The sequence below is a fragment of the Candidatus Hydrogenedentota bacterium genome (genome assembly GCA_013359265.1).
GTDB lineage: Bacteria > Hydrogenedentota > Hydrogenedentia > Hydrogenedentales > SLHB01 > JABWCD01.
Genome location: JABWCD010000003.1, coordinates 218,045 through 243,921 on the forward strand (window position 1 = coordinate 218,045; position 25,877 = coordinate 243,921).

Here is a 25,877-nt window from a genome sequence, read left to right on the forward strand (position 1 = left end):
CGCGGATAGCGGCGCTGCCGCGGCGATTACGAACGGGCGCCTTCCAGAAAGAGATCGACGAGCGCCTCGCCCAACTCATTCGACAGTGTGGTGTGCGGCCGGTTGATCTTCACCATGATGTGCATGTCCATCATGCCGCAGAACGCCATCGCGAGGGTGTCGCGGTCGCGTCCGGCGAAGTCGCCGGAATCGATCCCCGCCTGCATGATTCTAGCGATGCGCGTATAGCGGGACTCCCATAACCCGTCGCGATCGAGTTTGGGCGCTCCGTGGCGCGGCGCAAAAAACGTGTGGAAGATGAGTCGGACGACGTGCGGCGATCGCTCCGCGTGCTCGAACACGTTGACGATGAGGGTTTTCAACTGTTCGCGCAGGCCCGTGACGCCGTCCAACGCGCGGTCCATGTCCTCGACAAGTTCGGCGAACCACGATTCGACAAGGCGGCGGAACAGGTGTTCTTTGTTCTCGAAGTAGTAATAGAGCACGGGCCTGGTGACGCCGGCGCGCTCGATGATTTCGCGGATGCTGGTGCCTTCATACCCTTTTTCCGAAAACAGGCCCAATGCGCTCGACAACAACCTGCGCTCGGCTTCGTTCGCGGAACTCACTTCATCGGGTACTTTCACTACGCGTGTGGGCATCGATACTCCTGTAGACCGACCAGTCGATAGACTCGACCGTCTATCCCTCGTCCAATTCGTCCGAAACGTGGAAATGAATACGTACACCCCAACCTGCACAACCGCCGCCATTATAGCCGAACCAGGACGGGCTTGCACGCGGCAGGATCGCGAATTACGGCCGACATGGAACGAATCGTGCCCAGAATGTATGATCCGATGGAGCATATCCCGCGGGGTAGCACTGTCGCCCTACGGGTGTTTCCACTTATGGAGGCCACTTTCGATATGCGAATCCGAATCTCGACATTGGTTGCCGCACTGTTCGCCGCGGCGGCGCCAGCCATGGCCGCCGAGCTGGGCATGGCTGCCCCGGCGCTTTCCATTGATCAATGGGTGAAGGGCGCCCCCGTGACAATCGCGCCCGGGGACAAAATCTACGTGGTTGAGTTTTGGGCGACGTGGTGTGGGCCGTGCCGGGTGAGTATCCCGCACCTGACTGAACTGCAGAAGAAGTTCAAGGACAAGGGCGTGGTGTTTATCGGAGTGAGCGATGAGGAGGCCGATACGGTGCGTCCGTTCGTCGAGCAGCAGGGCGCGGCGATGGACTATGCCGTAGCGATCGATCCGTCGCGGAAGACGCACGAGAAGTACATGGACGCGTTCGACCAACGGGGAATTCCCACGGCGTTTGTGATCGACAAACAGGCGCGTATTGTGTGGGTGGGCCATCCCATGGCCGAACTCGAGGAAGTGATCGAGGGCGTGCTCGACGGGTCGTACACCGTCGAGAAAGCCAAGCAGCGCGAGGCGCGGCGCGCGCAGATGATGGAAACGATGGGCCGGTTCGAGACGGCCATGAACGCCGGCGACAAGGACAAACTAAACGCGTCAGCCGAAGAGATTCTGAAGACGTACTCCGATGAGCCGCGGCTGCTCAACGCCGTCGCTTGGACGCTGCTCACGTACGAGAACAAGTCGCTGCACAATTATCCGCTGGCGCTGCGGATGGCGAAGGTTGCTGTTGACGGTTCGAAGGAAAAGGACGCGGCGATAATGGATACGTATGCGCGGGCCCTGTACGAAACGGGCGACGTCAAGGGCGCGATTTCGCATCAGCAGAAAGCGGTCGCATTGGCGAGTTCGGAGCAGATGAAAGCCGAGTTGCAGAAGACGCTCGATTCGTATCAGAACGGCCAGGCGCCCAAGTAACTTTGCCGCCCGCGTAGTCGAGTGCTATATTTTCGAGATTCGGCGTTCGATTGGGAATCTCGATGTATCTGCTGCCCATAGTGCTCTTCTCCGGCGTGCTGCTCGTGGTTGCCTACCGCGTATACGGCGGCATGCTCGCGCGCCTGCTGCGCCTCGACGCGAACGCCGTGACGCCCGCCGTCGAGTTGCGCGACGATATCGATTACGCGCCCATCGAGCCCAAGTTCCTCATGAGCCAGCACTTCTCCGCGATCGCGGCGGCCGGTCCCATTGTGGGGCCGATTCTCGCGGGGATCATGTTTGGCTGGGTCCCCGCGCTGATCTGGATTCTTCTCGGCAGCATCTTCATCGGCGGTGTGCACGACATCACCGCGCTCGTCGCGTCCGTGCGGCACAAGGCGCGCAGCATCGCCGAAGTCGTCCGCGTCCACATGTCGCGCCGGTCCTACGTCTTGTTTCTCACGTTCATCTGGATTGCGTTGGTGTACATTGTCGTCGCGTTCACGGACATCGTTGCGGCGTCGTTTGTGAACGATCTGACGCTGGACAATAACCAGACGTTCAGCGGCGCAGGTGTCGCCAGTTCGTCGCTCATGTACTTGGCGCTGCCGATCGTCATGGGATTGCTGCTGCGTTACACGCGCTTGTCGCTCGGGTGGGCGACAATTATCTTCCTTCCGCTGGTCGCATTGTCCATCGTGCTGGGCCAAAGCATTCCCTTCGATCTCGGCGAAATGCTGAATCTGTCGAAGGACCAGGCGCACAAGGCGTGGGACGTAATCCTCCTCGCGTATTGTTTCGTCGCGTCGCTCGTGCCGCTGTGGTTCCTGCTGCAACCGCGTGGGCACCTGGGCGGATATTTCCTCTACTTCGCGCTGGGCGGCGGCGCGTTGGGCCTGCTGCTCGGCGGCAAATCGACGGAGTATCCCGCATTCATCGGGTGGACTGCCGCGAACGGCTCAATGCTCGTGCCGGTCCTGTTTATTACTATCGCGTGCGGCGCGTGTTCCGGGTTCCACTCGATCATCGCCTCGGGCACCACGTCGAAACAGTTGCGCGCGGAAACCGACGCAAAGGTAATTGGCTACGGCGCGATGCTGCTCGAAGGCATGGTCGCTGTCGTGTCGCTGTGCTGCGTGATGATGCTGACGAAAGAACAGGCCGCGGGCATCAAGGAGCCAAGTTTCATTTACGCGAAGGGGCTCGCATCGTTTCTTGGCGTGATGCGCATTCCGGAATCCGTGGGTCTCGCCTTCGGTATGCTCGCGTTCACCACGTTCGTGTACGACACGCTCGACGTCTGCACGCGGCTGGGCCGATACATCCTTCAAGAGTTAACCGGCTTGAAGGACAGCGCGGGCCGCTGGATCGCTACCGCGATTACCGCGGGCACGCCGATGTTGTTCGTCATGCAGTCACACGTCGATCCCGTGAGCGGCAAGGCCAAGCCCGCCTGGCAGGTGTTCTGGGGCCTCTTCGGCGCGAGCAACCAACTGCTCGCCGCGCTCACGCTCATCGGCATCACCGTGTGGTTGTGGCGCACCTACCGTGCCCGCTGGGTGTTCTGGGTCGTCGGCGCGCCGACCGCGTTCATGTACGTAATGAGCACATGGGCGCTACTCATATTCGTGCGCAACGGCTTCTTCACGCCGGACTGGAAATCGAAGGGCATCCCGAGCGATCCCGTGCCGTGGGTCGCGCTCGTTCTCGTAGCACTCGCCGCGCTCGTACTGGTCGAGGCGGCGCGGTCGTTCCGCGCGACGCCGGGCGCGCCAATTTCGCCGCAACCCGCGCCGGCGCTCGGCGCGTGACGGGCCGCGCACTGTGGCCGATTCCCCCGGCGACAAGACCTTCGAGCGATACTGCACGTTTCAGCGCGGCAACGAGCGCGGCTTCGCCACTCGCGCACAGCACGCCACCGTTATGCGCGCGCTGTTGGACCGATGGCGCTGCGAACCCATGAAGGCCATGGGGCGCGGCGGGCTCTACACGTTCCCCGTGCTGCTCCGCAAGGGGATTCTGCGCGAATACCGTCGCGGGGGCATCGTGGGGCGCCACTTCCGCGAAGGCACGTTGACGAACCGGCCCCTGCACGAATGGGACATCCTGAACCGTCTATTCAACGCGGATTTTCCCGTGCCCGATCCGCTGGGCGTCGTGTGGAAGCGGCGAAGCCTTCTGTACACCGGCGCGATCGCGACCCAGTACATCGATGCCAGAAACCTTGCCGAGTATTTGGCGAATCAGGATGAATCGAGCGCGAAACTGTTGGAAACCGTCGGCGCACTCATTCGCCGCATGCACGACCTGTGCGTGTACCACGCCGATCTGCATGTTGGGAATATCTTGGTTGCGCGCGACGCCTCCGGCGGACCATCGATCTATTTCGTTGACTTCGACAACGCGCGCGTGACCGCAGTATCGCAACTCGACCGCGCGCGCAACATGCTGCGGCTGCGCCGCTCCTTTCTGAAACGCGGACTGCGCGTGACAGACTTCGAGCACATTCTGCGCGGGTACGGACCACTTGACGTGCCCGCCTGGCTCGAGACGGCATACGAGATCAAGGGCGCGCTGTCGGACGCGCTGAACCGTCGCGCGGGCGCACATGTCACCTGAAACGGACAGCGTTGTCTTTGAACGTACCGGCCGGATGCGCGTATGGCGCCGCGTGGACGTTCCGCTTGCAGCCGTGCGCGATGTCGTTAACCAGCCCGGCGAAATATTGAAGCGCAACGAGAAGTCGTGCACGAAACGCGTCGGGGCATTCGTCATCAAATCGAGTGAAGGCCCGATCATTGTTCAATTGATTAAACACACCGCCCAGCGCGCCCGATATCGCCGCGGTTGGCGCGCCGCGCTTTTCCTCGCGGACCACGGAATCCCCGCGGCGCGGCCGGTCGCGCACGTCGAGTGGGGCAGCGCGGGACTAATCTGGCGGCACGCAACAATCACCGAGTACATCGGCGGTTGCCGGGATGTCGAACATTACTACGATGAATTGGTGCGCCGCGGCGGGGCGCCCGACGTCCTGAACGAATATTTGAAGCGAATTGCCGATGCCGTGAACGCGTTAACCGCGACAGGCGCAATTCATACTGACTTGGCGGGGAAAAACATACTTACCCCCGACGGAGAGAAGTTCTTTTTCATCGACCTGGATGGAATTGTCTTGGGCGAGGACCTGGATGAATCACGCCGGTTCCAGCTACACGTGCAATTGTACGATTCATTTATCGATCGCTGCGGCGACGATGACCTTGCCCCGTTCGTGCGCGCGATGCTTCCCGGCAACGATACCCCGTTCGATGTCTGGTTCGCCCGCGTGAAGGCCGCGCAGGCCGTCCGCCGATCACGCACCGTCGCGGCGTGGAAGCGCGAAGGAAAACTGTAACTACGTTTTGCGTGTTCGGCTGTGCGACATCTCCCGTTACTTGTGTCGAGTTCCAGTTTCAAAAGAACAGCGCCCCTGCGTTCCCTACAAGGGCGCTGAAACGGCCTATGGAATGACCATACTAACTGCGGCTGAGTTTGAACTTAAGCTGGTTGAACTTCGTATCGAGTGCGCGCATCTGCTTTTCCAACTCGTGTCGCGCGGCACGGTTCGCGCGCATTTCATCGAGCACGGAGAATACACCGCCTCGTGTACCGCCCGCGGCGCGCCCTTTACCGCGGCCCGCGCCCGTCCCGCCGCGCTTCTTCACCCAGTAGTTGTAGTTGCTGTACGATATGCCAAGTTTCGCAAGCGCCTTCATCAACGGCTCACCCGCCTTTTTCAGGACCTCCACTTGCGACAGCAATTCTTGCACCTGTTCGCCGCTGCGGCGCTTGGCCCGCTTTTTGGAAGTTTTCGCCTTCTTTGCCATGATTGTTACTCCCGCTCTTAAGTTACCACGTTGAAAACTCGGTGCGACGTTGCCCAACCGTCACGTCTCATAGCGCAAGCCTAGCAGGTTACCGTTTATCAATTCGAGTTTCATTAATACGATAGCGATTCGTGACAATGGACTACCGAAATCAGACGACTTTCCCCTCCGAAAAATGTACGTAGCACGCCCCGCCATTGGTGTCGTATAGTGGTTCGGGCTTGCAGCCAACTCTATCTAAAGGAGCACTGTGTCATGCCAATGTTATCTCGCCGTTCTTTCATTCAGTCGTCCGGCGCCGCAGCGGCGATGTACGCGGCTTCCGCCGTCTCCCAGGCCGCAACGGGCGATCGTGTGCGGCACGCCGTCATCGGCACGGGCGGGCAGGGTGGAAGCCATGCAAAGGTGTTTTCCTCGATGGACGATTGCGACGTTGTTGCCATTGCCGATGTTGATACGGCGCGGCGCGAGCAGATCGCAAAAGCGCTGTCCGGAAAGGCCCCCGTAAAACAATACGAGGACTTTCGCGAACTGCTGAAAGATGAGAGCATTCACAGCGTCAGCATCGCCACTCCCGATCACTGGCATACGCCCGTTGCCCTTGCGGCATTGAAGGCGGGCAAGCACGTGTACGTCGAGAAACCCTGCTGCCACAACGTGCGCGAAGGCGTGCTCCTCGCCGCCGCGCAGAAAAAAACCGGCCTCTGCGTGCAGCATGGCACCCAATACCGCAGCACGCCGTCCACGCAGGAGGGCGTCAAGATGCTGCGCGACGGCGTCATAGGCAAGGTGCGCGTGGCCAAAGCAATCAACCACCAGTTTCGCGGGTCAATAGGGCGCAAGCCCGACAGCGATCCACCCGCCGGCCTCAACTACGACATGTGGCTCGGCCCGGCCCCGGTGCGGCCATTCTCCGAGAACCGCTTTCATTACAATTGGCACTGGCACTGGGACTACGGCACGGGCGACATCGGCAACGACGGCGTGCACCAGGTCGACGTCGCCCGCTGGGGCCTCGGCGTTGGCCTGCCAAAAGCGGTGAGCGCGTCCGGCGGCCAGTTGTTTTACGACGACGATCACGAAACCCCCGACACGCAGATCGTCACCTACGAATACGACGAGTGTTACCTCATCTTCGAAATGCGTCTCTGGACGGATTACTTGCTCGAAGGCCACGACAACGGGGTCGTGTACTACGGCGACAAGGGAACGCTCGAAATCGGGCGCCACGGCACGACCGTTAAACTGATCGATGCGGAACCAAAACTCTTCGGAACGGGGCCCGATCTCGCCGCGAACGTCCGAAACTTCCTCGATTGTGTCAAAGCGAACGACCCCTCGAAACTCAACGCGCCGATTTCCGAAGGCGTCTTGTCGTCGCAGTTGTCGCTGCTCGGCAACGTCGCGACCCGCGTCGGGCGCAAGCTCAATCTCGACACCGAGAAAGTCGAATGTATCAATGACGACGAGGCGAACAAACTTTTCACGCGCGAGTACCGCAAGGGATACGAATTGGTCGAGGTGTAGTAATGAAATCTGCCGCAGTTGTTGGGCTTTGTCTTTTTGCATTGTGTTGTGTGGCCGATGAACCGGCGCTCGTGGTCTACGTAGCGCCGAATGGAAACGATGCGTGGTCCGGAACGGCGCAGGCGCCAAATGCCGAGAATTCCGACGGCCCTGTCGCCACGCTCGAACGCGCCCGCGACCTCCTTCGCGACATTCGCCCGCGCGCGCGGCTGAAACCGGGACGGATCGAGGTCCGGGTGCTTCCGGGAACGTATGAGCGCACGGCATCGTTCGACCTGAGTGCGCAGGATGGCGGGTCGGAACAGTCGCCAGTTGTGTACACGGCCTACGGCGACGGCGCTTCAGTCCTTTCCGGGGGCCGCGCACTTTCCGCGCCGGTGCCTCTTGGCGAGGACATTGCGCGGCGACTGCCCTCCGACGATGCGCGCGGAAAAGTGCGCCAATACGATTTGAAAACTGCCGGGATTTCGGACTACGGCACGCTCAAGCGGATCGGCTTCGGTCTTGGCGCGGGCATTGCCCCGCTCGAAGTGTTCGCGGACGGTGAGCCCCTCACGCTTGCACGGTGGCCTAACGACGACTGGGCGAAGATCGCCGCTGTGCCCGCGGGAAAAGACGGCGGCAAGTTCACCTACGATGGCGATCGCCCCAAGAATTGGACGATTCACGACGACATCTGGGTGCATGGGTATTGGACCTGGGACTGGGCGGATTCGAGCGAGAGAGTCGCGTCAATCAATCTGGAAACGAAAGAAATCGCGACCGTCCCTCCGCACGGTGTCTACGGATATAAAGAAGGCGCGCGCTACTTTGTCCTGAACGTTCTCGAAGAACTGGATAGGCCCGGCGAGTACTTCGTTGATCGTGCGGCGGGCATGCTCTATGTCTGGCCTCCCAACGATGACGACGTGTTAAACGTCTCCCTCGCCGAGCAACCCATCTTCAAAATCGAGGGCGCGAGCCACCTCGCCATTCGCGGCTTCGCGATCGAGTTTACGCGGGGCGAGGGTGCGGTGGTGCAAAACAGCAACCACGTGCGGTTCGAGAATTGCACCTTTGCGAATCTCGGCGACTCGGGCATCAGTATTGGCGGCGGCACGGACAACGGCGTGGCGAATTGCGTGATGTACAACCTCGGCGCGGGCGGCGTCTCGATCTCCGGCGGCGACCGCGCCACGCTGACGCCCGCGCGGCTCTTCGCCGACAACAACGAAATTCACGACTTCGGGCGCCGCGCGCGCACCTACACGGCCGCCGTCCACGTGAACGGCGTGGGCAATACCGTCACGCACAACCTCATCTACAACGCGCCGCACATGGCCATTGGCCTTGGCGGAAACGATCACATCATCGAGTACAACGAAATTCACCACGTCTGCATGGAAACGCACGACGCGGGCGCGTTCTACATGGGCCGCGACTGGACGCAGCGCGGAAACATCGTCCGATACAACTTCATGCACGAATTGGGCCACGGCGACGTGCAGGCCGTCTACCTCGACGACTGGACCAGCGGCGTCATGGTCTACGGAAACATCTGCCAAGGCGCGCGGCGCGGCGTCCTCGTCGGCGGCGGACGCGACAACACGATCGAGAACAACATCTTCATCGACTGCGGCACAGGCGTACACATCGATCAGCGCGGGATCGGCTGGGCGAAGAATTACTTCAACGGCGAAACCACGACGCTCTTCGACCGCATGAAGGACGTCAACGGCGATCTGCCTCCCTACACCGACAAGTACCCCGAACTAAAAACGCTCCTGACCGACGAACCCGCCCTCGCCAAAGGGAACAAAGTCGTTCGCAACATCAACGTCGGCTCCAACTGGCTCGATCTCACCGACGGCCTCACCGAAGAAACGCCCTACCTCGAAATCAAGGACAACTTCACCGAAGGCGACCCCGGGTTCGTAGACGCTGCGAAACTCGACTTCACGCTCAAACCGGATTCGCCCGTCATCGCGCTCGGTTTCAAACCGATTCCGATTGAGAAGATCGGCCGCAAGAACTAACCCATAAAGCCGTACACGACGCATGGCAGGATCTGTGGATTCCTCCTCTTTGCGAGCCTTGTATTCTCTTGCGCCCAAGAATTTCAACCGCCGTTCCGGATGCACGCCAGACATACCCGAATCTGCAGGTACGGCACCTCCCCGTTCAGCTTGTCGAAAATCGGTTTGAGCCGTCCGTCCTCCGAGTCCGCCGCGGCCGCGCGTACGCGCTCGAGCGTCTCGACGCTGGCCCACGGTTCGGGGTCGGAAATCCCGGCCGAGTCCACGTACACGGCAAGGTAGGCCTCGACGGTCGTCCGCGCGCGCTGCATCGCCTCGCATACGTCCTCGATACTCCGCCGTTGGGCGAACAGCCTGTTCGCGGCGTCCTGTGAATTCAGCTTCGCCGGCTTTGGCGCACGCGCCGGCAGCGCAGCGGTTTGGCCTCCCTCGATTCCCCGCGCCTCGCAAAACTCTCGAATCGCCGCGACAAACATCGACCCAAAATCCTTGGCCTTGCGCTCGCCGAGGCCACTCACATTGCGCAATGCCGCGAGCGTGACGGGTTTCTTCACGGCCATGTCGTTCAGCGACACATCGCTCAGAATGAGAAACGCCGCGACACTCCGTTCGTCGGCGATGCACTTGCGCAACACGCGCAACCGCTCGAACAACTCGCGATCGACCGGATGCCCCGGCTTCGCCGCCTGCTTGCGGAGGCGCGCCGCGGGCTTGGCAGCCGTTGTCAACCGCGCACCTGCAAGCTCCGGGTCATTGGCCGCGCGCGGTCCTTCGCTCAAAATATTGTACTGCCCAGACTTGACGAGGTAGCCCTGGTCCACCAATTGTTCGATCCAGTTGCGTATCGTCGCTTCCGTATCGTTGCGCAGCGCACCATACGACGGCGACCGCGACGCACGGCTGGACACCACGCGATCCTCCTTCGACCCCGCAAGCACCTGCATTGTGAACGTCGGCCCCGCGTAATCCCCGATCTGCCGTACGCAACCGAGAATCGTCCGTGCAATGTCCGCGGACTGTGCGTCCGCCTCGGTGTCGTCGAGGCACACGTCGCACGCGCCGCAATTCGACTTCTCGTACCGTTCGCCAAAATACGCGAGCACGGCTCGTCTGCGGCATTGATGGCGTTTGGCGAACTGCAGCATATCCTCCAGCTTCGCCAGCGCCACTGCCGCGCCTTCGCCGTTTTCCTTTTCGATGATGTTCTTCCACAGCATGAAATCTGCGTACGAATAGAACAGCCAGCATTCCGATTCGAGACCGTCGCGCCCGGCGCGGCCCGTCTCTTGTTGATAATGCTCGATGGATTTCGGCAGGCCCGCATGAATTACGTACCGCACATTCGACTTGTCGATCCCCATGCCGAACGCGACCGTCGCGACGATAATGCTCGCCTCGTCGCGCGAGAACGCCTCCTGATTGCGCTTGCGGTCCGCATCGGTCATCCCCGCGTGATACGGCAGCGCCTTGTACCCGAGCCCGCGCAGGCTCGCGCACAGATCGTCGACGCTCTTGCGGCTGATGGAATAAATCAGGCCCGAGTCGCCGGCGCGGTTGTCGATCACGGTGCGCACCTGCGTGATCAAAGCCTCGCGCCGCACCGAACGATACACGAGGTTTGGCCGATCGAATGACCCCACGATGATGTGCGGGTCTTTCAGTGCGAGTTCGACAATGATGTCCCGGCGTACCTGCGGTGTCGCCGTCGCGGTGAATGCATGAAGCGCCACGCCCGGAAACGCGTCGCGCAGCACGCGCAGTTGACGGTACTCCGGACGAAAGTCGTGGCCCCAATGACTGATGCAATGCGCCTCGTCGATCGCAATGAACGACACGCCGAACGCCCGGACGTATTCGATGAATTGAGGTTGCACCAGCCGTTCCGGCGACACGTACAGCAGTTTCACCGCGCCCGAGCGTATCGCGCGATCGACCGCCTGCTTCTCGCCCAGCGTCATGCCGCTGTGAATGCACTCCGCCGGCGCGCCATTCCCCTTCAACGCGTCGACTTGGTCCTTCATCAACGAAATCAACGGCGACACGACAATCGCCATGCCCGGACGCACCAACGCCGGCAACTGGAAACAAAGCGATTTGCCGCCACCCGTCGGCAGCACTACGACCGAGTCGCGCCCGTCGAGCGCGCACGCAATCGCGTCGCCCTGCAACGGGCGCAGCGTGTCGTAGCCCCAGTAGCGTTTTAGCGTTTTGATCAACACGGCGCGCTCATTCACCGTTAGCCTTCGACGGATTAAACCGGGAGACCGGATACCCCTCGGCATAATCGATCGTGTATGTGCCGCCTGTCACTGAGAGCCGCACAACGTCGCGAAGTTCAAAGTCCGTTTTTCCCCCTATCGCGCGCATGTGCTTCGATTCGGGACGCATGTATGAATCGCCAAACCGGAACAACAGTTTCGTGCGATCGCCCAGTGCATGGCCCGTGCCCGTGATTGCATCACCATCAATATCGTCTTGCGTTATGACGCGCAGATCGACGCTCACGCCGGCGCTCTCGAAGTTCTTCGCCATTCGAACGGCGTCTTCCGCCGGACAAACCGCATCGTCCGCGCCATGCACGATGACTACCTTTGTATGGGTCCGTAGTCGCGCCGTATCAGCGAGGTGCTGTGGATTTCCGATGTCGCGCAGTTCTTGAGCGTGCCGGGCGAGGTACGCGATCGAGTTCGGGTCGCGCGAGTACCCCGCGTTCAGTTCGCTTCCGCCCGGCAGTCCAAACGCTATGTCGTCGGTCAGTCTCGCCATGCCGCTAATGTCCACCACGCACGCGAACGTCCGCGGCGCAAGTTTGTTCGCCATCAACGCCACGTTGCCGCCGCCGGACCCGCCCGTCGCGTAGATGCGCCCGCGCGCGAACGGCGTCTTGGCGTCGTCGAGCGACTGGAACACGTAGTGCAGCGCGCGCAACGCGTCGAGCGCCTGCAGATAGCCGAAGTCGTACGGCAAGCCTGCCGCCGGGTCCCACTTCCCGCTCTGCAGATAATCCACACCGATCGCGATCACATCGTACCGATCCGCAACCTGCGCAGGATTCGGCGCGCCATCCGATCCACTGCCGCCCCAATTGTGCAGGCAAAGCATCAAGCCGGTCGACGGATTTACATTCCGGAGACCACCGCCGGGATAGTGAATGTAAACCGCAATCTCACGCGGGCCGGGCGCGAATTCCCAATTCTGCGCGGGCAACGTAACTGTATCGTCGTGGACGGGCAATGGCGGAAAGGCGCTCACGCAAATCCACGCGACGACGATCTCGGCCAGCATAGAGGTCTACTTCGCTACGCCCAGCGCTTCCGCCATCGCGCGCTTCATTGGCTCTTCCACGTTCGGCGCGACCCAGCACCAGTCCTGCGCGTCGTTGAACCCTTCGCTCGACGAAAACGCGGTCGGAATGTACCCCGGCGCACATTCGCCGTAACCGGCGGTAAACACAAAACTGTTGCGATCCAGGTGTTGCGCCATGAGCTGATAGCCGACGAACGCCTCCGCCGGCATCAGTAAGAATTTCGCCTTGCCAAAATCGACGCACGGTGTCTCGATCGGTTGACCCGCGTCGTGTCGCATCTTCCAGCTCAATCCCATCGCCGCGAGATTGCGCTTAAACGTTTTCAACGAAGCGTCGCCGATTTGCGCCCTTAACTCCGCTTCCGTGTATCCCGCGGACGATTTCGGCTCGAGCGTCATCGGCGCGGCGCGAAACGCGATCGTCTCGATCGGAAATTTCTCCATGTTGTCCCACGCCGCTTTCATGCCGCCGTGAATCTTGTCCGCGAGCACCTGACGGTTTTCCGGCGCGCCGTCATTCCACTTCCCCGCGACAACATCGCCGCTGCACCCGGAGAAGTAGATTTGGAACACATCCGGCATTTCCGCCTGCCGCGCGCGCCGCGCGATGCCCGGAAAATCCGCGGACACGCCACCCTTCCCGTAGTAACTCATCGGATGGATGGCGAACGCGTGGAGCGCCGCAACAGGTTTGTCGCCGTCCCAAAAACTCAGTGTCCGCAGCACCGGATCGTTTTCGCCGGCATCCGTCGCGCGCAAGGCCGGGTCGGCGGTCGAACTGGTCCGGTGGTAGTTCACTGTCCCGTCCGGCATCACGCAGCGCCGGTTCGACGCGAGTTCCTTGATCTCCGCCATTCCCACGCCGTAGTGGGTGATCGGCTGCGCGGAGTTCATCGCCTCGTGCAGCGCCGCCGCCGTGCGTTGAAAACACTCCTCCGCGAATTTCGCGTCGCACAACGACCGGTGCAGTCCCTGTTCGTCGAGCAGTCTCTGCGCGGTGAAATCCACCACGGGCGCGTCGTGAACGTGCGTGCACGATATCAGCACGCGATCGCGCGACGTGGACGCGGCGTCGGCGAGCACGTCGCGAAAGCGGTCGTAAGCGTCATTGCGAATCTCGCACCAATCCACCGACACCAAAACGATCGGCTTCTTGCCGCCGAGGATGACAACGCCCAACGCTTCGAGCGGATCAATAATCTGCTGCGCGGGCAATATGCCGCCGCCCATGCACGCGTGCCCCAGCGGAATCGTCACGTCCGCGCGAAATGCCGCAAGCTCGAACGCCGCGCACGCGGGCAGCGCCGCGAACAGCATGTGCAAACACGCAGCCACGCGCATGCGCATGCTCACGCTGCCTTGTCTATCGCGTCATCCTGCGCGGGATCGGGCGGAGACGGCGAGGTCTTTTTTCGGTTCAGCCACCACATCACAGTCAGCACGAGCATCCAAATCGCGCACAGATACAGCCCGATGTCTTCGCGCACTTCTTCGACGCCCTTCTCGTGCATGCGCAAATCGAGCAACAGATTCTCCGGATGCTCGACCATTTCCTTCGGTGTCCAAAACAGCGCCGCCGCGAAATAGAAGATCATTGCCGCCGGCGCCCACGCGGTGTATTTCCCGCGAATCGCCTGCCACGTCACAATGGTCCCGACCGCGTAGATGAGCACCCAAACCCATCCGTCGGGATCGTTGTACTGCACCGCGATACACAACAGCAGCAGTACAAACATGATGATCGAAACGATTCGCATTGCGTTTCTCCCATATCGCCTTATGTGTCTGCAAAGGAGCACGGGCGTCTCGCACGCGGGTCCTCGCACGCGCGTACTGCCCCACAATCACGGGCAAGATGCCCGTGCGCCTGTCACAGCGGCAACAGCGGGTGCCCCGCCTCTCCGAGCGCATCGTACCGCGCGAGAAAATCGCGGTGCGCCTGAAACGCAAGCGCCGGGCGTACGTCCGCCGCGTAGAACCCCGCGTCCATCGCGTCAGACCCGGCCACGAGGTCGCCTTCCCATTCGTCCACGGTATAGGCGATAACCAAGACCGCGCCGAACCTGCTCTTCTGCGCGTTCGTGCCCAACAGGTGCAGCCGCTGTGCCCGCAACCCTGTTTCCTCTTCCAGTTCGCGCCGCGCCGCTTCCTCCGGCGATTCGTACAGTTCGACGAAGCCACCCGGCAAACTCCACATCCCCCTGCACGGTTCGACCGCCCTCTGCACGAACAGAATTTCGCTGCCCCGCGTCACCAGGCAACACGCCGCAGGCGTCGGATTGGAGTAGTAAAACCGATTGCACGCGGAACAGTGGGGCCGGTCGCTCTGGCCGTCGTGCGCCGGTTCGAGCGGCGCACCGCAAATCGGGCAAAAGTTCCAAGCCAGCGGCGTAAAAGTCATGCTCATACGCCGTCATGCTAACAACCGGCCGGTCCGAAACACAATGGACCTGCGTGCCCTTGCGGACCGCCTCGCCCACGTGAAATAGTAGTGATCCGGTCGCGATAAACTTGCCTTGCGGGGGGCGGGAGGAGCTATTCCATGGTGGACATGAATCGTCGTCAATTTCTCAAGCGCGGTGGCCAATTCGTCATCGCCGGTATCGCGCTGCCAATCCTAAGCGGTTGCCCCCTTGCCGATCTGCTCCGCACCGTTCGTGCCCGCCGTTCGGTGGGCGGCCTCCTCGATACGGACCTGCGCGTCTGTTTTGCGCGAAATCGAATCGGCGACATGTGGCTGCGTTCGCGCACCTACGAGGGCTGCATTCCCGGCCCGACCTTGCGCGTGAAACCCGGCGACACTCTGCGCCTGCATATCCACAACGCCCTGCCCGACGATGAAGACGGCGGACACATGAAGGGCATGGTGGATCACAACATTCCGGGCGGGTTCAACATCACAAACTTCCACTCGCACGGCCTGCACGTATCCCCCAAAGGCATCTCGGACAATCCATACCGCCAGTTCATGCCTGGCGAAACCAACATGGTCGAAATCGCTATCCCGGAGGATCATCCCACCGGTACCTACTGGTACCATCCCCACCACCACGGCTCCGTCACGGTACAGATGCTGGGCGGCATGGGCGGCGCGCTCATCATCGAAGGCGGCGCCGACGAAGTCCCCGAGGTTGCGGAAGCCAAGGAACACGTCCTTATTCTCCAGGAAATCCGCATCGACGAAAACGGTGAAACACCCCTCCTCGACGAACACGCCTTCCACGAAGGCGAACACGCGTCGTTTCCCGGCAGCGTTCTCCAGCACACGATCAACGGTCAGGTGAACCCGACCATCATCATGCACCCGGGCGAAGTCCAGCGTTGGCGCATTGTCCAGGCTGGCGTCGATCAGTTCACGCCGCTCGGACTGGACGACCACGTGTTTCACCAAATCGCCATGGACGGCATTTCGTTCAAGAAACCCGAAGAAATGGAAATGATCCTCCTCGCGCCGGGCAACCGCGCTGACGTGCTCGTGAAGGCAGGTGCGGAAGGCACGTACTACCTGCGCATGCACGCGCACGATCAGGGTCACGGTGAAATGGAGGAAGAAATCCTGGCGACGATCAAGGTCCAGGGTTCCGCCATGGACATGCCGCTACCGGCCGGACTCCCCACGCCGTCATCGCTCGAATTCATCGAGGACGACGAGGTCGAGAACATCCGCGCGATCTCGTTCAGCGTAGAATCCGTACCGCCAGGCGAGATGTTCCCCGTCTTCGCCATCAATGGTCAACTCTTCGATCCCGAACGGATCGACGAGACCATCCCCCTCGGCGCCGTCGAAGAATGGATAGTGACCAGCGCCACGTCGCACGAGCATCCGTTCCACCTGCACACGTTCCCGTTCCAGGTAACCCAAATCAGCGGCAACCCTGTGAAGCCCAAACGCTGGCAGGACACCGTCATTGTGCCCGGTTTCGGCATCGTGCGAATTCGCATCCGGTTCAACGACATCGTCGGAAAGTCCGTCTTCCACTGCCATATCCTCACCCACGAGGACCTTGGCATGATGGCGAACTTCAAAGTAGTGGAAAAACTCTAATGGTTCCCGTCAATCGATTTTGTTGATGTTTGTAGCGCCCGGTCTCCGTGCCGGGCGGTATTCCACTAAGCCCATTCAAGAATGCACGTGCCGCGGTAACATCCCCCTAAATCCCCCTTCAAAGGGGGACTGCGAGCTTTGCGCAGCGAAACCGTTTAGCATGGTGTTGTTCAGTAGGATTGGCGAAACGACGCCGTTTGGTTGGAATTGAGTTCCCCTTAGACGGGGGATTTAGGGGGATGTACATTTGAGGCGCATTTCCCTGCAATACGTTCACGCAATCTTGAACCGCGCGAGGCGCAGTGCATTCCCCGGACTACGTACAGCCGCGTAACCGTCCTTACCTAAAAGCGCACCAGAAAACCAGTTGCGCTGCGCCCTTCAGGTCGTTTTCGCCCTTTCGGTCCTTTGGCTTACCAATTCGGACTACCCCAAACTCACGCAGCAACCGTCTCGGTCTCCCCGCTCGTGTCCGATCCAAAATACGTCCGAATCCCCTCGGGCCCCAAGACCAGGTGGAATTGCGACGGCGCATTTTCGCCCGCGAGCAGCGAACCGAAATCAGTTACCGACTGCGCGGGATTCCCGAAGTTCCGCAGGCCCGGCGGGAACGTATCGAGGCTCGTCTCGATCATGCTCGCACTCGACGCCAACCGCGCAAACCCGTATCGCAACATCGGATGCGCCGCGAACAGCGCGTCGATCTGCGTCTTGTTTGGATGATCGTTCGCGACGGTCACGCTCCCGTCCGCGCCCAGGGTCAGGTCCAGTTCTTGCGCCGTGTCGATCAGGTTGTTCTCGAACGCACTGCCAAGCTGCTCCCGCAACTCGGAAAGTTCTGACTCGTACTGGGCAATTAGCTCCTCGATCCGCGTCTTTACCGGCCCTGCGGTGGTGGTCGTTGTGGTATCGGTCTCACCCGCCTTTTGCGCGAAGACGACCGTCGGCGCCTGTTGTGATCGGAGCTGCGCGCGCAAGAGCTGTGCGAACGCTGACTCCGGTATTTGCACAGTTTTTGGCGTGGTTTGCGCCGGCGCGGATTGCCCCTTCCCGCGAATTTCCTGGATCAATCCGCGTGCGGCGTTAAACAACTGGATGCCTTCGATGATCGGAATCGGCATGGCGCAAACCTCCTGAATTCGCAGTGGATCGAGCAAAGCCCGTGCCAGCCCTTTCCGCGGGACTCAGGCGCGACGCTCTCGCCTCGAGCCTTGACAAAATCGATAAGACCTGATTAAATAAGACTGGAATTTAATTCAGATTACGGAGATGTGACATGGCCAAGGGGTTGACCAAGCGGCAGCAGGCGATCCTGCAATTCATCATCCAGTGCATCCGTGACAACGGAATGCCACCGACAATCGCCGAAATCGGCGCAAAATTCGACATCACGTCCACAAACGGCGTGAACGACCACCTCGTAGCGCTCGAGAAAAAGGGGTACATCGAGCGCTCGTCGAAGGCGCGGTCAATCCACGTGCTCGAAAAAGCCGCGGCAGGCGTTTACCAGACCGACGTAGGCATGCTGCCCGTGCTCGGCCGCATCGCCGCGGGCGCACCCATCCTCGCCGAAGAGAACATCGAAACCCACATCCCCGTCGCGGCGTCCATGACCCGGCCCGGGGCGTTCGCGCTCAAAGTGCAGGGCGACAGTATGATCGAGGACGGCATCTTCGATGGCGATACAATCATCGTGAATCCCGAACTGCGGCCCAAAGCGGGCGACATCGTCGTCGCGCTCGTCGAAGACGACGCCACGGTAAAACGCTTCTACCGGAATGGCGATACGATCGAACTCCGCCCGTCCAACTCGACCATGCAACCCATGCACTTCCCCGCGCGCATGGTTCAAATCCAGGGCGTCGTCGTCGGCCTTCAGCGCAGCCTTTCGTAACGATGTAGGAATTCGTCGCGAGACAGCGCCGCGCTTCTTTCATCTGCGCCAGCCACACCGAGGCCCGCCGCCCCAATACGCCCTCGATGCCCACACGCAAATTCGCTGTTCTATCAATGAATGCAGGTCGTTCCTTCCCAAGCCCCCAGTCATCGCATATTTCACACTTCAAAACTGCCTGACGTTCTCACTTTTCTCTTGTACCTGCCGGTATATATTTGGTATTCTAGTGGCGCGGAAAGGACAATCGTGGCCGAAAATCGGGGGTCGGTTCCCTCGCTGTTTGGCCCGGAAAAATCTTTCTCCGGTACTGTCAGCGTTCTTGACAGGCATGTTCCTTTGTGGTTAAATGTAAGCCGCAATGTAATTTGCCAGCGGAAGAAGGGAGATGACCAAATGAAGAAGCTTTTTATCGGGGTGGTGGCTGTGATGCTCCTCGCGGGGGTTGCATCGGCCGCTGACTGTGGCCCCAAACAGTGGGATGATTTCTCATGGTGGGGGAACAGCGGCGCGACGCCCGAACCCCAGCCTGACACCGGTGCGGCGATTTGCGGCGGCGAGCCGCGTTCGTGCTACTGGTGGTGGCCGACGGAACCGGCATCGAACAGCGGCGACACGGAGCTGTGGGGTAACCGCGGCGTCGTGTATCACTGCTGGGAGAAGCCGACGCCTCCTACGCCTCCAGCGCCGACGCCTCCGCCGGCTCCAGAAACCATCCGCACCAAGCCGGTATTCAACAACGTCCTGTTCGACTTCGACAAGTCCGTGTTGAAGCCGGAAGGCAAGGCGGTCGTGGATCAAGTCGTTGCCGAAATGAAGGCGCACGAGAAGGACACGGTCGTGATCGAAGGTCACACGTGCGACATCGGCACGGACGAGTACAACATGGGCCTTGGCCAGCGCCGTGCGGACGCCGTGAAGAGCTACATGGTTGAAAACGGTATTGACGCGGGCCGCGTGTCGACCGTGAGCAAGGGCGAATCCGCCCCGGCGGTAGCGAACGACGGCGCCGCGAACCGCAAACTGAACCGTCGCGCACAGTTCGATATCACGATCGTCAACTAAGCGCGCATCGAGCCAACGATACTCCGGCCCGGCGGGCAGCACCCGCCGGGCCGGTTCTTTTTTTGCGCGCGGCAGGCTGCGGCGGGAAGAATGGGAGTGATGGGAGCAATGCGAGCGATGGGACTCCATAAGACCTGCGGGCCCCGTGCGACCGATACGATGAAACGGGCCGAGGTACACCGTCTGTGAATGCAATTCTTATATTTGCGGCGGTGATCGCCGCCGCAGCCGATAGACCGATCGTCATCCTGAACGAGGACAACAGTCATTTCTTCGGATCGCGCAAGGCGGAGGACATGACGATTGAGGGCTTGCATGCGTTTGTCGATCAATACGCGAACACGTGCGTGACGCACCTTTTCCTCAACCCGAACGCGATGCGCGCGAGCTTCGACTCGAATACGCGCGACGATATCTGGGACGTAGGGAATCAAGTGGTGCCCGCGGACATTCCGTTCGCGCGCGCGTGGGTCGACAACGCGCGGTTGCTGCACGAGCGCGGGCTCGATCCGTATGCTGTGTGGATCGCGCGGTGCCGCGAGAAATCGATTTCGCCGTGGCTCACGATGCGCATGAACGACGTGCACGACGTCGACGACACGACGAACTACATGCACAGCACGTTCTGGCTCGAGCATCCGGAATGCTGGCGCGTGCCGCACGAACCAAAAGGAAGTTGGACGGATCGCGCCCTGAACTACGCGATGCCCGCGGTGCGCGAACACAATATGGCGTTCGTTGCGGAATTGCTCGATCGCTACGATCCCGACGGCATCGAGTTGGATTGGATGCGTTTCGGGTATCACTTTCGCGCGGGCCACGAACGCGTGGGTGCAGAGGTCCTCACGCAGTTCATGCGCGATGCGCGCACGCTGACGGACGAATGGTCGAGGAAACGCGGACACAGAATTCAACTCGGCGCACGCGTGCCCGCCGATCCCGACGCGGCGATCGGTCTCGGCATGGACGGCGTGCGCTGGGCGCGCGAAGGGTTGATCGACGTGCTCGTCCCGACGCCGTTCTGGGCGACGGCGGATTTCGACATTCCGGTGGAGGAGTGGAAGAAGCGCATCGGCGACGCGGACGATCGCGTCCTGATCGCACCGGGAACGGAAGTGCTGGTGCGGGCGTACCCCGGCGGCGAGGCGGTGCTCAACGATCTTGCGTCCGTCTACGGCTTTGCGTCGGGCGCGTGGGCGCGCGGCGCAGACGCGTTGTATCTGTTCAACTACATGGACCCCGCGCCGATACTGGGCGGAGTCGAGGCGTATCGGGCACTCCTTGAAAAAGGACTCACGCCGGAGTTTGTCACGACGCGACCGCGCCGGTACGTTGCGACGTATCGCGACACCGTGCCCGAGGGCGTGTCGAACAACGCGCAGTTGCCGATCGACAGTCACGGTGAGATTCGATTCTTTATCGGCAATGTGCCGGAAGGTGGCAAGGCGATCGTTCTACTTGGCGTTACGGATCGGGACGGAGCGCCAAACCAACTTTCGATCAATGGCGTACACTGCGATTTCCTTTCCGTGGATGCTCCCCCGGAATCTATCGTGGGTGCGAACCGCGTAATGCGGTTTGCCGTACCGGAGTCGGCGGCGAAACCCGGCGTCAATGTCGTTACGGTCTCGCCGGCCCCTGTCTCGGAAGTGCGTAAGATTGTGTGGGCCGAGCTCCAAGTCGATGGCTTCCAGACGCCGTCCCGGTGACTGGCGGGAAATGCGGTTGCGACATTGAATGGATGGTTTCCTGAATAGATGGGTGGCAGTCGGACGTGTCTCGCAAACGTGGGTACGAGCTATGTCACTGAAAACGATTGAGTTAGTCGGATGAGCGCGGCGGTTGCGCGCGAGACCGCGCAGGAGTTTATGTCCCAGGTCGAGCGATACCGGGATGAATTCTACCGGTACGTGGTTCGCACGCTGTGGGATTCGAACATGGCTGACGACGTCTTCCAGTCGGCCGTGCTTTCGGCGCTGGAGAACTACCATAAGTTTACTCCCGGCACGAACTTCCGCGCCTGGGTCTACCGGATCATTACGAATAAGTGCTACGTCGCGAACCGGGAGACCGGCCGGGCGATGGCGCCTCTTGAGTCCGCCGAAGCAGGCATGATAGCCCTGCAGGAGCAGCCGGGGTACGGCGACGTGCTCAAGGACCCCGCCGCCTTCCTCGAGGAGTGCGGCGACGAAATCGTACACGCGTTCCGCAAGCTGTCGACGGCGGAGCGCGCGTGCATCCTGTTGCGCTCGGTTGAACGGTTCTCCTACCAGGAGATCGCGGAGATTCTGGAAATGCCCGTGGGGACGGTGATGACCCACCTGTCGCGCGGGCGGGCGAAACTGCGCAAGGAACTGCTGGATTACGCCGTCGAGGCGGGAGTGGTCCGGTCGTTTCCACGGTTGGTCCCTCGGCAAACACCTGGGGCGACGCAGCAATCAGAAAGAGGGACGATGTAATGGCGACTAATCACGAGAAACTGGTGACGGCGTACCTGGACGGCGAATTGTCCGCGGCAGAAGCCGCGGAACTCGACCAGTCGCTGACGCCGGAGCAAAAGGTCAATCTCGCGGGCGAGATCAAGTTCGAGCGCGCAATCGGCGAGCGCCTGGCGGGCGGCGCGAAGTGCCCGGACGAGTTGTGGCAGCGCACGATGGCGGCCGTCGGTGCGAAGGTGTCGCCTGTAGCCGAGTTCAGGCCACGGCGAAACTGGAAGTACGCGGTGACCGCGCTCGCCGCCATGCTTGCGCTGACGATGGCGGGCCTGCTGATCAACTACAACACGACGCAAACCCCCTCGATCCTTGCGATGGAGAAAGGAACAACCGTCGAGATGCTTCAGGCACTGGCGGAATTGGAAGGGCACGAAACCGACGACGTGAACGCGTATTTCAAGGAGCACGGCTTCGACCTTGCGATGACCACCGCGGACGTGCAGATTCCCGGCGACCACCATACCCCGCGCGTGCTGCTCGGAATGCGGCCGGCGAAGAACCGCGGCGAGGACGTCATGGAACTGCTGTTCAACTGCTGCGGACGGCCGCTGAAAGTCGTCGTCGCGAAGAAAGGCGGCGAGACTGCGCGCGAGATTGGCGACGCGATGGCCGAGGGCACCATTCAGGTGTCGCGCCGCGTGGGCGACTACGTGACCGCGCTGGTCGGCCGGCACGAGGCGCTGGGTCTGCTGGACTATCTGACCGAACCGGAAGAATCGGCGTAGTGGTCTGCGTCATTTGAATTTGGCGGTCCCAGTCACGTGGAATACCGCCCGGCACGGAGACCGGGCGCTACAAACATCTACAAAATCGATTGACGGGAACCAGTAGAGCCTGTACAAAGACATCAGGAAGGGATTATCGGGTGGGGCGAGGCTCCGTCCGAGCCGACTTGGGCAACTGGCCCTGACTCTTGGCTCGGACGGAGCCTCGCCCCACCCGTTGCTTCCCCATATGGCGAACCGAATTTGAATCGGGCCCTCCACTGGTAAAAACACGAATTCGGTGTATACTGACCGCCTTGGGCTGCAAGGCCCTTCGAGGCACGTGCTACGGGGAGCGCGGCGCCTGCGTGTCCGTGTGGGACGACGAACATGTGGGTTACCGTAGGAGGAGGGAGTGCCTATGGCGTTGTCAGGTGTGGGAGCGGTTTGCGTCAACCATCCATCAGTCGAGGCGGTGGGGCGGTGCAAGCAGTGCAGCAAACCGTTCTGCAATGCGTGCAAGATTCAGGGGCCGACGGGTTTCTTTTGCAGCGCGGAGTGCAAACAGAAACACGAGGTGTTCGTGAAGCGCGCGCAAGAACTCGATGTGAAGAAGGGCGGATTGGGGCTGGGGTATTTCCTCAGCAGAATACTCGGTTGGGCGGTCGCTATTCTCATTATTGCGGTCGTTCTCGGTGTGGTCGGAACGATATTCAGCATCCCTGTGCTCTCGCCGCTGGTCGAGAGCGTCAGGGGACGCATCGGTCTGTAGGAGGGCGTCATGGATTTAAGTCGTTTGAAGTGGCCGCTGATCATCATCGTCGTGGTTGGCCTGGGGTGGCTGGTGACCGACGGCGGGGTGCGCTTTCTGCGCGGGAAGTTCACCGAGGGGCAGGTCGGGGTCGATCCGAAACAGGACGAATTTAACGAGGCCGGGTTGTCGAACCTCGCGGGTTTCTTGATCAAGACGTTTCGATATTCTTCGGCAGAGATGGTGTTGCGCGACGCAATGGAGCGCTATCCAAATGGGAAGAACTATCTGCATAACCAATACCGGCTGGCGAAATGCAGAGAAAAGCAGGGCGATTACGAGGGGTGCATCGAGTTGTTGGCGAGTTTGCGCGACATGAACGCGCATTCGATGGACGATCGGGTCCCGGAGATCGATGTATTAAACCTCCGAATTGACAAGCTCGCGGAGACGCACGAACTCGGCGAAGTCGGTCAGCGGTGACGTTGCGGGATTGCGATCGTTGCGTGACCGTGTAGTCGGACGTATTCCTGTACTCGAATGCCTGCGCGCCGGAAAGCGACCGGCGCGCAGGCTTTTCCTTTTGCGCAATGCAAAGGACGTTGACGACATCTGCCACGCGGCGCACGGCGTGCCCATCGAAGAATGCGACCGCAACCGGCTCGATCAACTGTCCGGCGGCGTTGTGCATCAGGGCGTCGTGTTGGACGCGGACCCGTTACCGTTGCTGGATTCCGGCGCGTGGGCCAAAGGTGCGTTTCCGGACCAGGCCGTCGTCGTCATTCTCGACGGCGTTGAAGACCCGCACAACTTCGGCGCGATCGTGCGGTCCGCCGCGGCGTGCGGCGCGAACGCGGTCGTGTTCGGCAAGGACCGGTCGGCGCCGCTCTCCCCCGCCGCAATGAAGAGCGCGGCGGGCGCGATGGAATACATCGACCTCGTTCAGGCCACCAATCTCACGCGGGCCATCGACGACTTGAAGAAAGCCGGTTTCTGGATCGCGGGTCTCGATGCCGATGCCGACAAAACGATCTGGGAAGCGGATTTGAAAGGGCGTATCGGACTCGTCGTCGGCAGCGAGGGCAAGGGTATCCGCCGGCTCGTGCGCGAGCATTGCGACTTTCACCTGCGCATACCTCTCTCCGGACCCATTACATCGCTCAATGCGTCGGTCAGCGCGGCCATCGCCATCGCCGAATGCCTGCGCCAACGCCCGCCTCGCGTCTGATTTCGATCCGGTATGCATAATCTCGATGACGTACAACGCGACGAGCGGAGGCGCGGATGGACGTTCGATTCTACAATGATCTGGCCACATTCGACGCGATCGTTCGGCCGTTCCTGCTTCGCAACGAGGCGGAAAACAATGTCATGCTCGGCGTGCTGCGCCGCCGGCTGGCAGCACTGCGGAACGGAGTGCAGCTCGACGTGGAACCGCCGCTGCTGTGTATCATCGCCAATGGCGGCGACGTAGTTGGCGCGGCGATCCAGACTCCGCCGTATGGTCTTAACCTGACACAGTTGTGCCCGGACGCTTCTGACGCGCTGGTGGAGGCGCTTTCGAGCCGATCGGTCATGTTGAATGGCGTCCATGGCCCAAGCGAACTCGCTGCGAGCTTCGCATCGGTTTGGACAACGCGGCACGGTTTGACGATTACGCTGCACAAACCATTATTTCTCTACAAGCTGAATACGCTGCTTCCGTTTGCACTGCCGCCGGGAACCGCGGAACTCGCAACGCCAAAGGAAGCCGATCTGCTCTTGGCGTGGGAGTTGGCCCTCGACGAAGAGTTGGGCCTAATCGTGCGCATCGACAAGACGGACCTTCTCGATAAGGTTGCCGCGGGCACGATATTCGTATGGCGAACGGATGTCGCAGTCGCAACGGCGGGTTTTCGAGCTGCATCCGATACCGCAGCGCGCGTAGTCGGCGTGTACGTCCCGCCGGAGCATCGCCGGAGTGGATACGCCACAGCGCTTGTCGGAGCGATATCGGAACACCTGCTGCAAAGGGGATACCGAGACATCTTCCTCTTTACCGACGCGGAGGATGTTGGCCCAAATATTGTGTATACGCGCCTGGGCTACGAGCGCATGGGCGAGTTCACGGACTTTCGGTTCAGTACCCGCCGCTAGTGTGAAACGTACCTTGCGTGGGCGATTTCCCCGCTGCCGATTGCGCGAATCTGCCCCCGCGCGAGCGAAACGAGCGCAACGGTCTCGCCGTCGAACGTCATGAACTCGACCTCGAACCCCTCGTTTCCGTGGACAAGCACAACCGTTCCGACATCGCCTTTCTCGAGACCGTGTTCGGGCAAGTCAACTTCCAGTATCACCTGATCAAGTTCGTTAATCATGCTCGTGTCCTCGGCAGTGG

At 61.0% G+C, this 25,877-nt stretch carries 25 protein-coding genes; 16 read left to right on the forward strand and 9 right to left on the reverse strand.

The window, feature by feature from the left end; genetic code table 11:
• Window positions 1-26: 26 nt before the first annotated feature.
• The gene (locus HUU46_03175) at window positions 27-641 is read right to left on the reverse strand and encodes a TetR/AcrR family transcriptional regulator (GenBank protein NUM52625.1); all 615 of its coding nucleotides are present in this window, start codon (window positions 639-641) and stop codon (window positions 27-29) included.
• 267 nt (window positions 642-908) lie between these two features.
• Here HUU46_03175 and HUU46_03180 point away from each other — a divergent pair, with 267 nt between their 5' ends.
• From HUU46_03180 to HUU46_03195, 4 genes are all read left to right on the forward strand, one after another.
• Window positions 909-1,832 (forward strand): redoxin domain-containing protein, encoded by a 924-nt coding sequence (locus tag HUU46_03180; GenBank protein ID NUM52626.1) that lies wholly within the window; start codon window positions 909-911, stop codon window positions 1,830-1,832.
• 62 nt (window positions 1,833-1,894) lie between these two features.
• Window positions 1,895-3,643: a carbon starvation protein A gene (locus HUU46_03185; protein ID NUM52627.1), complete on the forward strand. Its 1,749-nt coding sequence runs from the start codon at window positions 1,895-1,897 to the stop codon at window positions 3,641-3,643.
• Between the two features lie 13 nt (window positions 3,644-3,656).
• Window positions 3,657-4,451, forward strand: a complete 795-nt coding sequence (locus HUU46_03190) for a hypothetical protein (protein NUM52628.1) — start codon at window positions 3,657-3,659, stop codon at window positions 4,449-4,451.
• A complete protein-coding gene (locus HUU46_03195; GenBank protein ID NUM52629.1) occupies window positions 4,441-5,226 on the forward strand; it encodes a hypothetical protein in 786 nt (261 codons plus the stop codon). The genes HUU46_03190 and HUU46_03195 overlap by 11 nt, the downstream gene beginning before the upstream one ends.
• A gap of 121 nt (window positions 5,227-5,347) precedes the next feature.
• Here the strand turns inward: HUU46_03195 and HUU46_03200 are convergent, their stop codons facing one another.
• A complete protein-coding gene (locus HUU46_03200; GenBank protein NUM52630.1) occupies window positions 5,348-5,698 on the reverse strand; it encodes a hypothetical protein in 351 nt (116 codons plus the stop codon).
• 255 nt (window positions 5,699-5,953) lie between these two features.
• On the opposite strand from HUU46_03200, the gene HUU46_03205 reads away from it, so the two are divergent.
• Together HUU46_03205 and HUU46_03210 are read left to right on the forward strand one after the other, a co-directional pair.
• Entirely contained in the window at window positions 5,954-7,225 is a 1,272-nt protein-coding gene (locus HUU46_03205) for a Gfo/Idh/MocA family oxidoreductase (protein ID NUM52631.1), read from the forward strand.
• Window positions 7,226-7,227: 2 nt separating this feature from the next.
• A complete protein-coding gene (locus HUU46_03210; GenBank protein NUM52632.1) occupies window positions 7,228-9,240 on the forward strand; it encodes a right-handed parallel beta-helix repeat-containing protein in 2,013 nt (670 codons plus the stop codon).
• A gap of 83 nt (window positions 9,241-9,323) precedes the next feature.
• On the opposite strand, the gene recQ is transcribed toward HUU46_03210, so the two are convergent.
• The 5 genes from recQ to HUU46_03235 form a co-directional block, all read right to left on the reverse strand.
• Window positions 9,324-11,474, reverse strand: a complete 2,151-nt coding sequence (gene recQ / locus HUU46_03215; protein ID NUM52633.1) for a DNA helicase RecQ — start codon at window positions 11,472-11,474, stop codon at window positions 9,324-9,326.
• On the reverse strand, window positions 11,467-12,525 hold the full coding sequence (locus HUU46_03220; protein NUM52634.1) for a DUF2920 family protein: 1,059 nt from the start codon (window positions 12,523-12,525) through the stop codon (window positions 11,467-11,469). The genes recQ and HUU46_03220 overlap by 8 nt, the downstream gene beginning before the upstream one ends.
• Before the next feature lie 6 nt (window positions 12,526-12,531).
• Complete coding sequence (locus HUU46_03225) at window positions 12,532-13,893, reverse strand: hypothetical protein (GenBank protein ID NUM52635.1); 1,362 nt, start codon at window positions 13,891-13,893, stop codon at window positions 12,532-12,534.
• Window positions 13,894-13,895: 2 nt separating this feature from the next.
• On the reverse strand, window positions 13,896-14,303 hold the full coding sequence (locus tag HUU46_03230) for a transmembrane 220 family protein (GenBank protein NUM52636.1): 408 nt from the start codon (window positions 14,301-14,303) through the stop codon (window positions 13,896-13,898).
• A gap of 113 nt (window positions 14,304-14,416) precedes the next feature.
• Window positions 14,417-14,953 carry an NUDIX domain-containing protein gene (locus tag HUU46_03235; protein NUM52637.1) on the reverse strand — a complete coding sequence of 179 codons (537 nt, stop codon included), beginning with the start codon at window positions 14,951-14,953 and terminating at the stop codon, window positions 14,417-14,419.
• Window positions 14,954-15,088: 135 nt separating this feature from the next.
• Between HUU46_03235 and HUU46_03240 the strand changes: the two genes are divergently transcribed.
• Window positions 15,089-16,591, forward strand: coding sequence for a multicopper oxidase family protein (locus HUU46_03240; GenBank protein ID NUM52638.1), 1,503 nt, complete (start codon window positions 15,089-15,091; stop codon window positions 16,589-16,591).
• A gap of 437 nt (window positions 16,592-17,028) precedes the next feature.
• Here HUU46_03240 and HUU46_03245 read toward each other — a convergent pair whose 3' ends face one another.
• Window positions 17,029-17,712: a hypothetical protein gene (locus tag HUU46_03245; GenBank protein NUM52639.1), complete on the reverse strand. Its 684-nt coding sequence runs from the start codon at window positions 17,710-17,712 to the stop codon at window positions 17,029-17,031.
• A 155-nt stretch (window positions 17,713-17,867) separates the two neighbouring features.
• Between HUU46_03245 and lexA the strand changes: the two genes are divergently transcribed.
• From lexA to HUU46_03290, 9 genes are all read left to right on the forward strand, one after another.
• On the forward strand, window positions 17,868-18,485 hold the full coding sequence (gene lexA, locus HUU46_03250; GenBank protein ID NUM52640.1) for a transcriptional repressor LexA: 618 nt from the start codon (window positions 17,868-17,870) through the stop codon (window positions 18,483-18,485).
• Window positions 18,486-18,881: 396 nt separating this feature from the next.
• Window positions 18,882-19,550, forward strand: a complete 669-nt coding sequence (locus tag HUU46_03255; GenBank protein NUM52641.1) for an OmpA family protein — start codon at window positions 18,882-18,884, stop codon at window positions 19,548-19,550.
• A gap of 185 nt (window positions 19,551-19,735) precedes the next feature.
• Window positions 19,736-21,259 carry a hypothetical protein gene (locus HUU46_03260; protein ID NUM52642.1) on the forward strand — a complete coding sequence of 508 codons (1,524 nt, stop codon included), beginning with the start codon at window positions 19,736-19,738 and terminating at the stop codon, window positions 21,257-21,259.
• A 120-nt stretch (window positions 21,260-21,379) separates the two neighbouring features.
• Complete coding sequence (locus tag HUU46_03265; protein NUM52643.1) at window positions 21,380-22,009, forward strand: RNA polymerase sigma factor; 630 nt, start codon at window positions 21,380-21,382, stop codon at window positions 22,007-22,009.
• Window positions 22,009-22,770: a hypothetical protein gene (locus HUU46_03270; protein NUM52644.1), complete on the forward strand. Its 762-nt coding sequence runs from the start codon at window positions 22,009-22,011 to the stop codon at window positions 22,768-22,770. The genes HUU46_03265 and HUU46_03270 overlap by 1 nt, the downstream gene beginning before the upstream one ends.
• Window positions 22,771-23,170: 400 nt before the next feature.
• Window positions 23,171-23,521 carry a hypothetical protein gene (locus HUU46_03275; protein ID NUM52645.1) on the forward strand — a complete coding sequence of 117 codons (351 nt, stop codon included), beginning with the start codon at window positions 23,171-23,173 and terminating at the stop codon, window positions 23,519-23,521.
• A gap of 9 nt (window positions 23,522-23,530) precedes the next feature.
• Window positions 23,531-23,983 (forward strand): hypothetical protein, encoded by a 453-nt coding sequence (locus HUU46_03280; GenBank protein NUM52646.1) that lies wholly within the window; start codon window positions 23,531-23,533, stop codon window positions 23,981-23,983.
• A gap of 19 nt (window positions 23,984-24,002) precedes the next feature.
• Window positions 24,003-24,728 carry a 23S rRNA (guanosine(2251)-2'-O)-methyltransferase RlmB gene (rlmB, locus tag HUU46_03285; protein ID NUM52647.1) on the forward strand — a complete coding sequence of 242 codons (726 nt, stop codon included), beginning with the start codon at window positions 24,003-24,005 and terminating at the stop codon, window positions 24,726-24,728.
• A gap of 56 nt (window positions 24,729-24,784) precedes the next feature.
• Entirely contained in the window at window positions 24,785-25,636 is an 852-nt protein-coding gene (locus tag HUU46_03290) for a GNAT family N-acetyltransferase (protein ID NUM52648.1), read from the forward strand.
• On the opposite strand, the gene HUU46_03295 is transcribed toward HUU46_03290, so the two are convergent.
• Entirely contained in the window at window positions 25,633-25,857 is a 225-nt protein-coding gene (locus HUU46_03295; GenBank protein NUM52649.1) for a DUF4926 domain-containing protein, read from the reverse strand. The genes HUU46_03290 and HUU46_03295 overlap by 4 nt on opposite strands.
• Window positions 25,858-25,877 lie beyond the last annotated feature (20 nt).

Excerpts from the sequence above, each read along its gene's own strand:
- HUU46_03185 (NUM52627.1), top strand. The coding sequence starts at position 1,895 with ATGTATCTGCTGCCCATAGTGCTCTTCTCCGGCGTGCTGCTCGTGGTT.
- HUU46_03275 (NUM52645.1), top strand. The coding sequence starts at position 23,171 with ATGGCGTTGTCAGGTGTGGGAGCGGTTTGCGTCAACCATCCATCAGTC.
- HUU46_03195 (NUM52629.1), top strand. The coding sequence starts at position 4,441 with ATGTCACCTGAAACGGACAGCGTTGTCTTTGAACGTACCGGCCGGATG.
- HUU46_03295 (NUM52649.1), bottom strand. The coding sequence starts at position 25,857 with ATGATTAACGAACTTGATCAGGTGATACTGGAAGTTGACTTGCCCGAA.
- HUU46_03265 (NUM52643.1), top strand. The coding sequence starts at position 21,380 with ATGAGCGCGGCGGTTGCGCGCGAGACCGCGCAGGAGTTTATGTCCCAG.
- HUU46_03210 (NUM52632.1), top strand. The coding sequence starts at position 7,228 with ATGAAATCTGCCGCAGTTGTTGGGCTTTGTCTTTTTGCATTGTGTTGT.
- HUU46_03270 (NUM52644.1), top strand. The coding sequence starts at position 22,009 with ATGGCGACTAATCACGAGAAACTGGTGACGGCGTACCTGGACGGCGAA.
- HUU46_03180 (NUM52626.1), top strand. The coding sequence starts at position 909 with ATGCGAATCCGAATCTCGACATTGGTTGCCGCACTGTTCGCCGCGGCG.
- HUU46_03255 (NUM52641.1), top strand. The coding sequence starts at position 18,882 with ATGAAGAAGCTTTTTATCGGGGTGGTGGCTGTGATGCTCCTCGCGGGG.
- HUU46_03175 (NUM52625.1), bottom strand. The coding sequence starts at position 641 with ATGCCCACACGCGTAGTGAAAGTACCCGATGAAGTGAGTTCCGCGAAC.
- HUU46_03245 (NUM52639.1), bottom strand. The coding sequence starts at position 17,712 with ATGCCGATTCCGATCATCGAAGGCATCCAGTTGTTTAACGCCGCACGC.
- HUU46_03205 (NUM52631.1), top strand. The coding sequence starts at position 5,954 with ATGCCAATGTTATCTCGCCGTTCTTTCATTCAGTCGTCCGGCGCCGCA.
- HUU46_03235 (NUM52637.1), bottom strand. The coding sequence starts at position 14,953 with ATGAGCATGACTTTTACGCCGCTGGCTTGGAACTTTTGCCCGATTTGC.
- HUU46_03220 (NUM52634.1), bottom strand. The coding sequence starts at position 12,525 with ATGCTGGCCGAGATCGTCGTCGCGTGGATTTGCGTGAGCGCCTTTCCG.
- HUU46_03200 (NUM52630.1), bottom strand. The coding sequence starts at position 5,698 with ATGGCAAAGAAGGCGAAAACTTCCAAAAAGCGGGCCAAGCGCCGCAGC.
- HUU46_03290 (NUM52648.1), top strand. The coding sequence starts at position 24,785 with ATGGACGTTCGATTCTACAATGATCTGGCCACATTCGACGCGATCGTT.
- HUU46_03225 (NUM52635.1), bottom strand. The coding sequence starts at position 13,893 with ATGCGCATGCGCGTGGCTGCGTGTTTGCACATGCTGTTCGCGGCGCTG.
- HUU46_03280 (NUM52646.1), top strand. The coding sequence starts at position 23,531 with ATGGATTTAAGTCGTTTGAAGTGGCCGCTGATCATCATCGTCGTGGTT.
- HUU46_03230 (NUM52636.1), bottom strand. The coding sequence starts at position 14,303 with ATGCGAATCGTTTCGATCATCATGTTTGTACTGCTGCTGTTGTGTATC.
- lexA (NUM52640.1), top strand. The coding sequence starts at position 17,868 with ATGGCCAAGGGGTTGACCAAGCGGCAGCAGGCGATCCTGCAATTCATC.
- HUU46_03240 (NUM52638.1), top strand. The coding sequence starts at position 15,089 with ATGGTGGACATGAATCGTCGTCAATTTCTCAAGCGCGGTGGCCAATTC.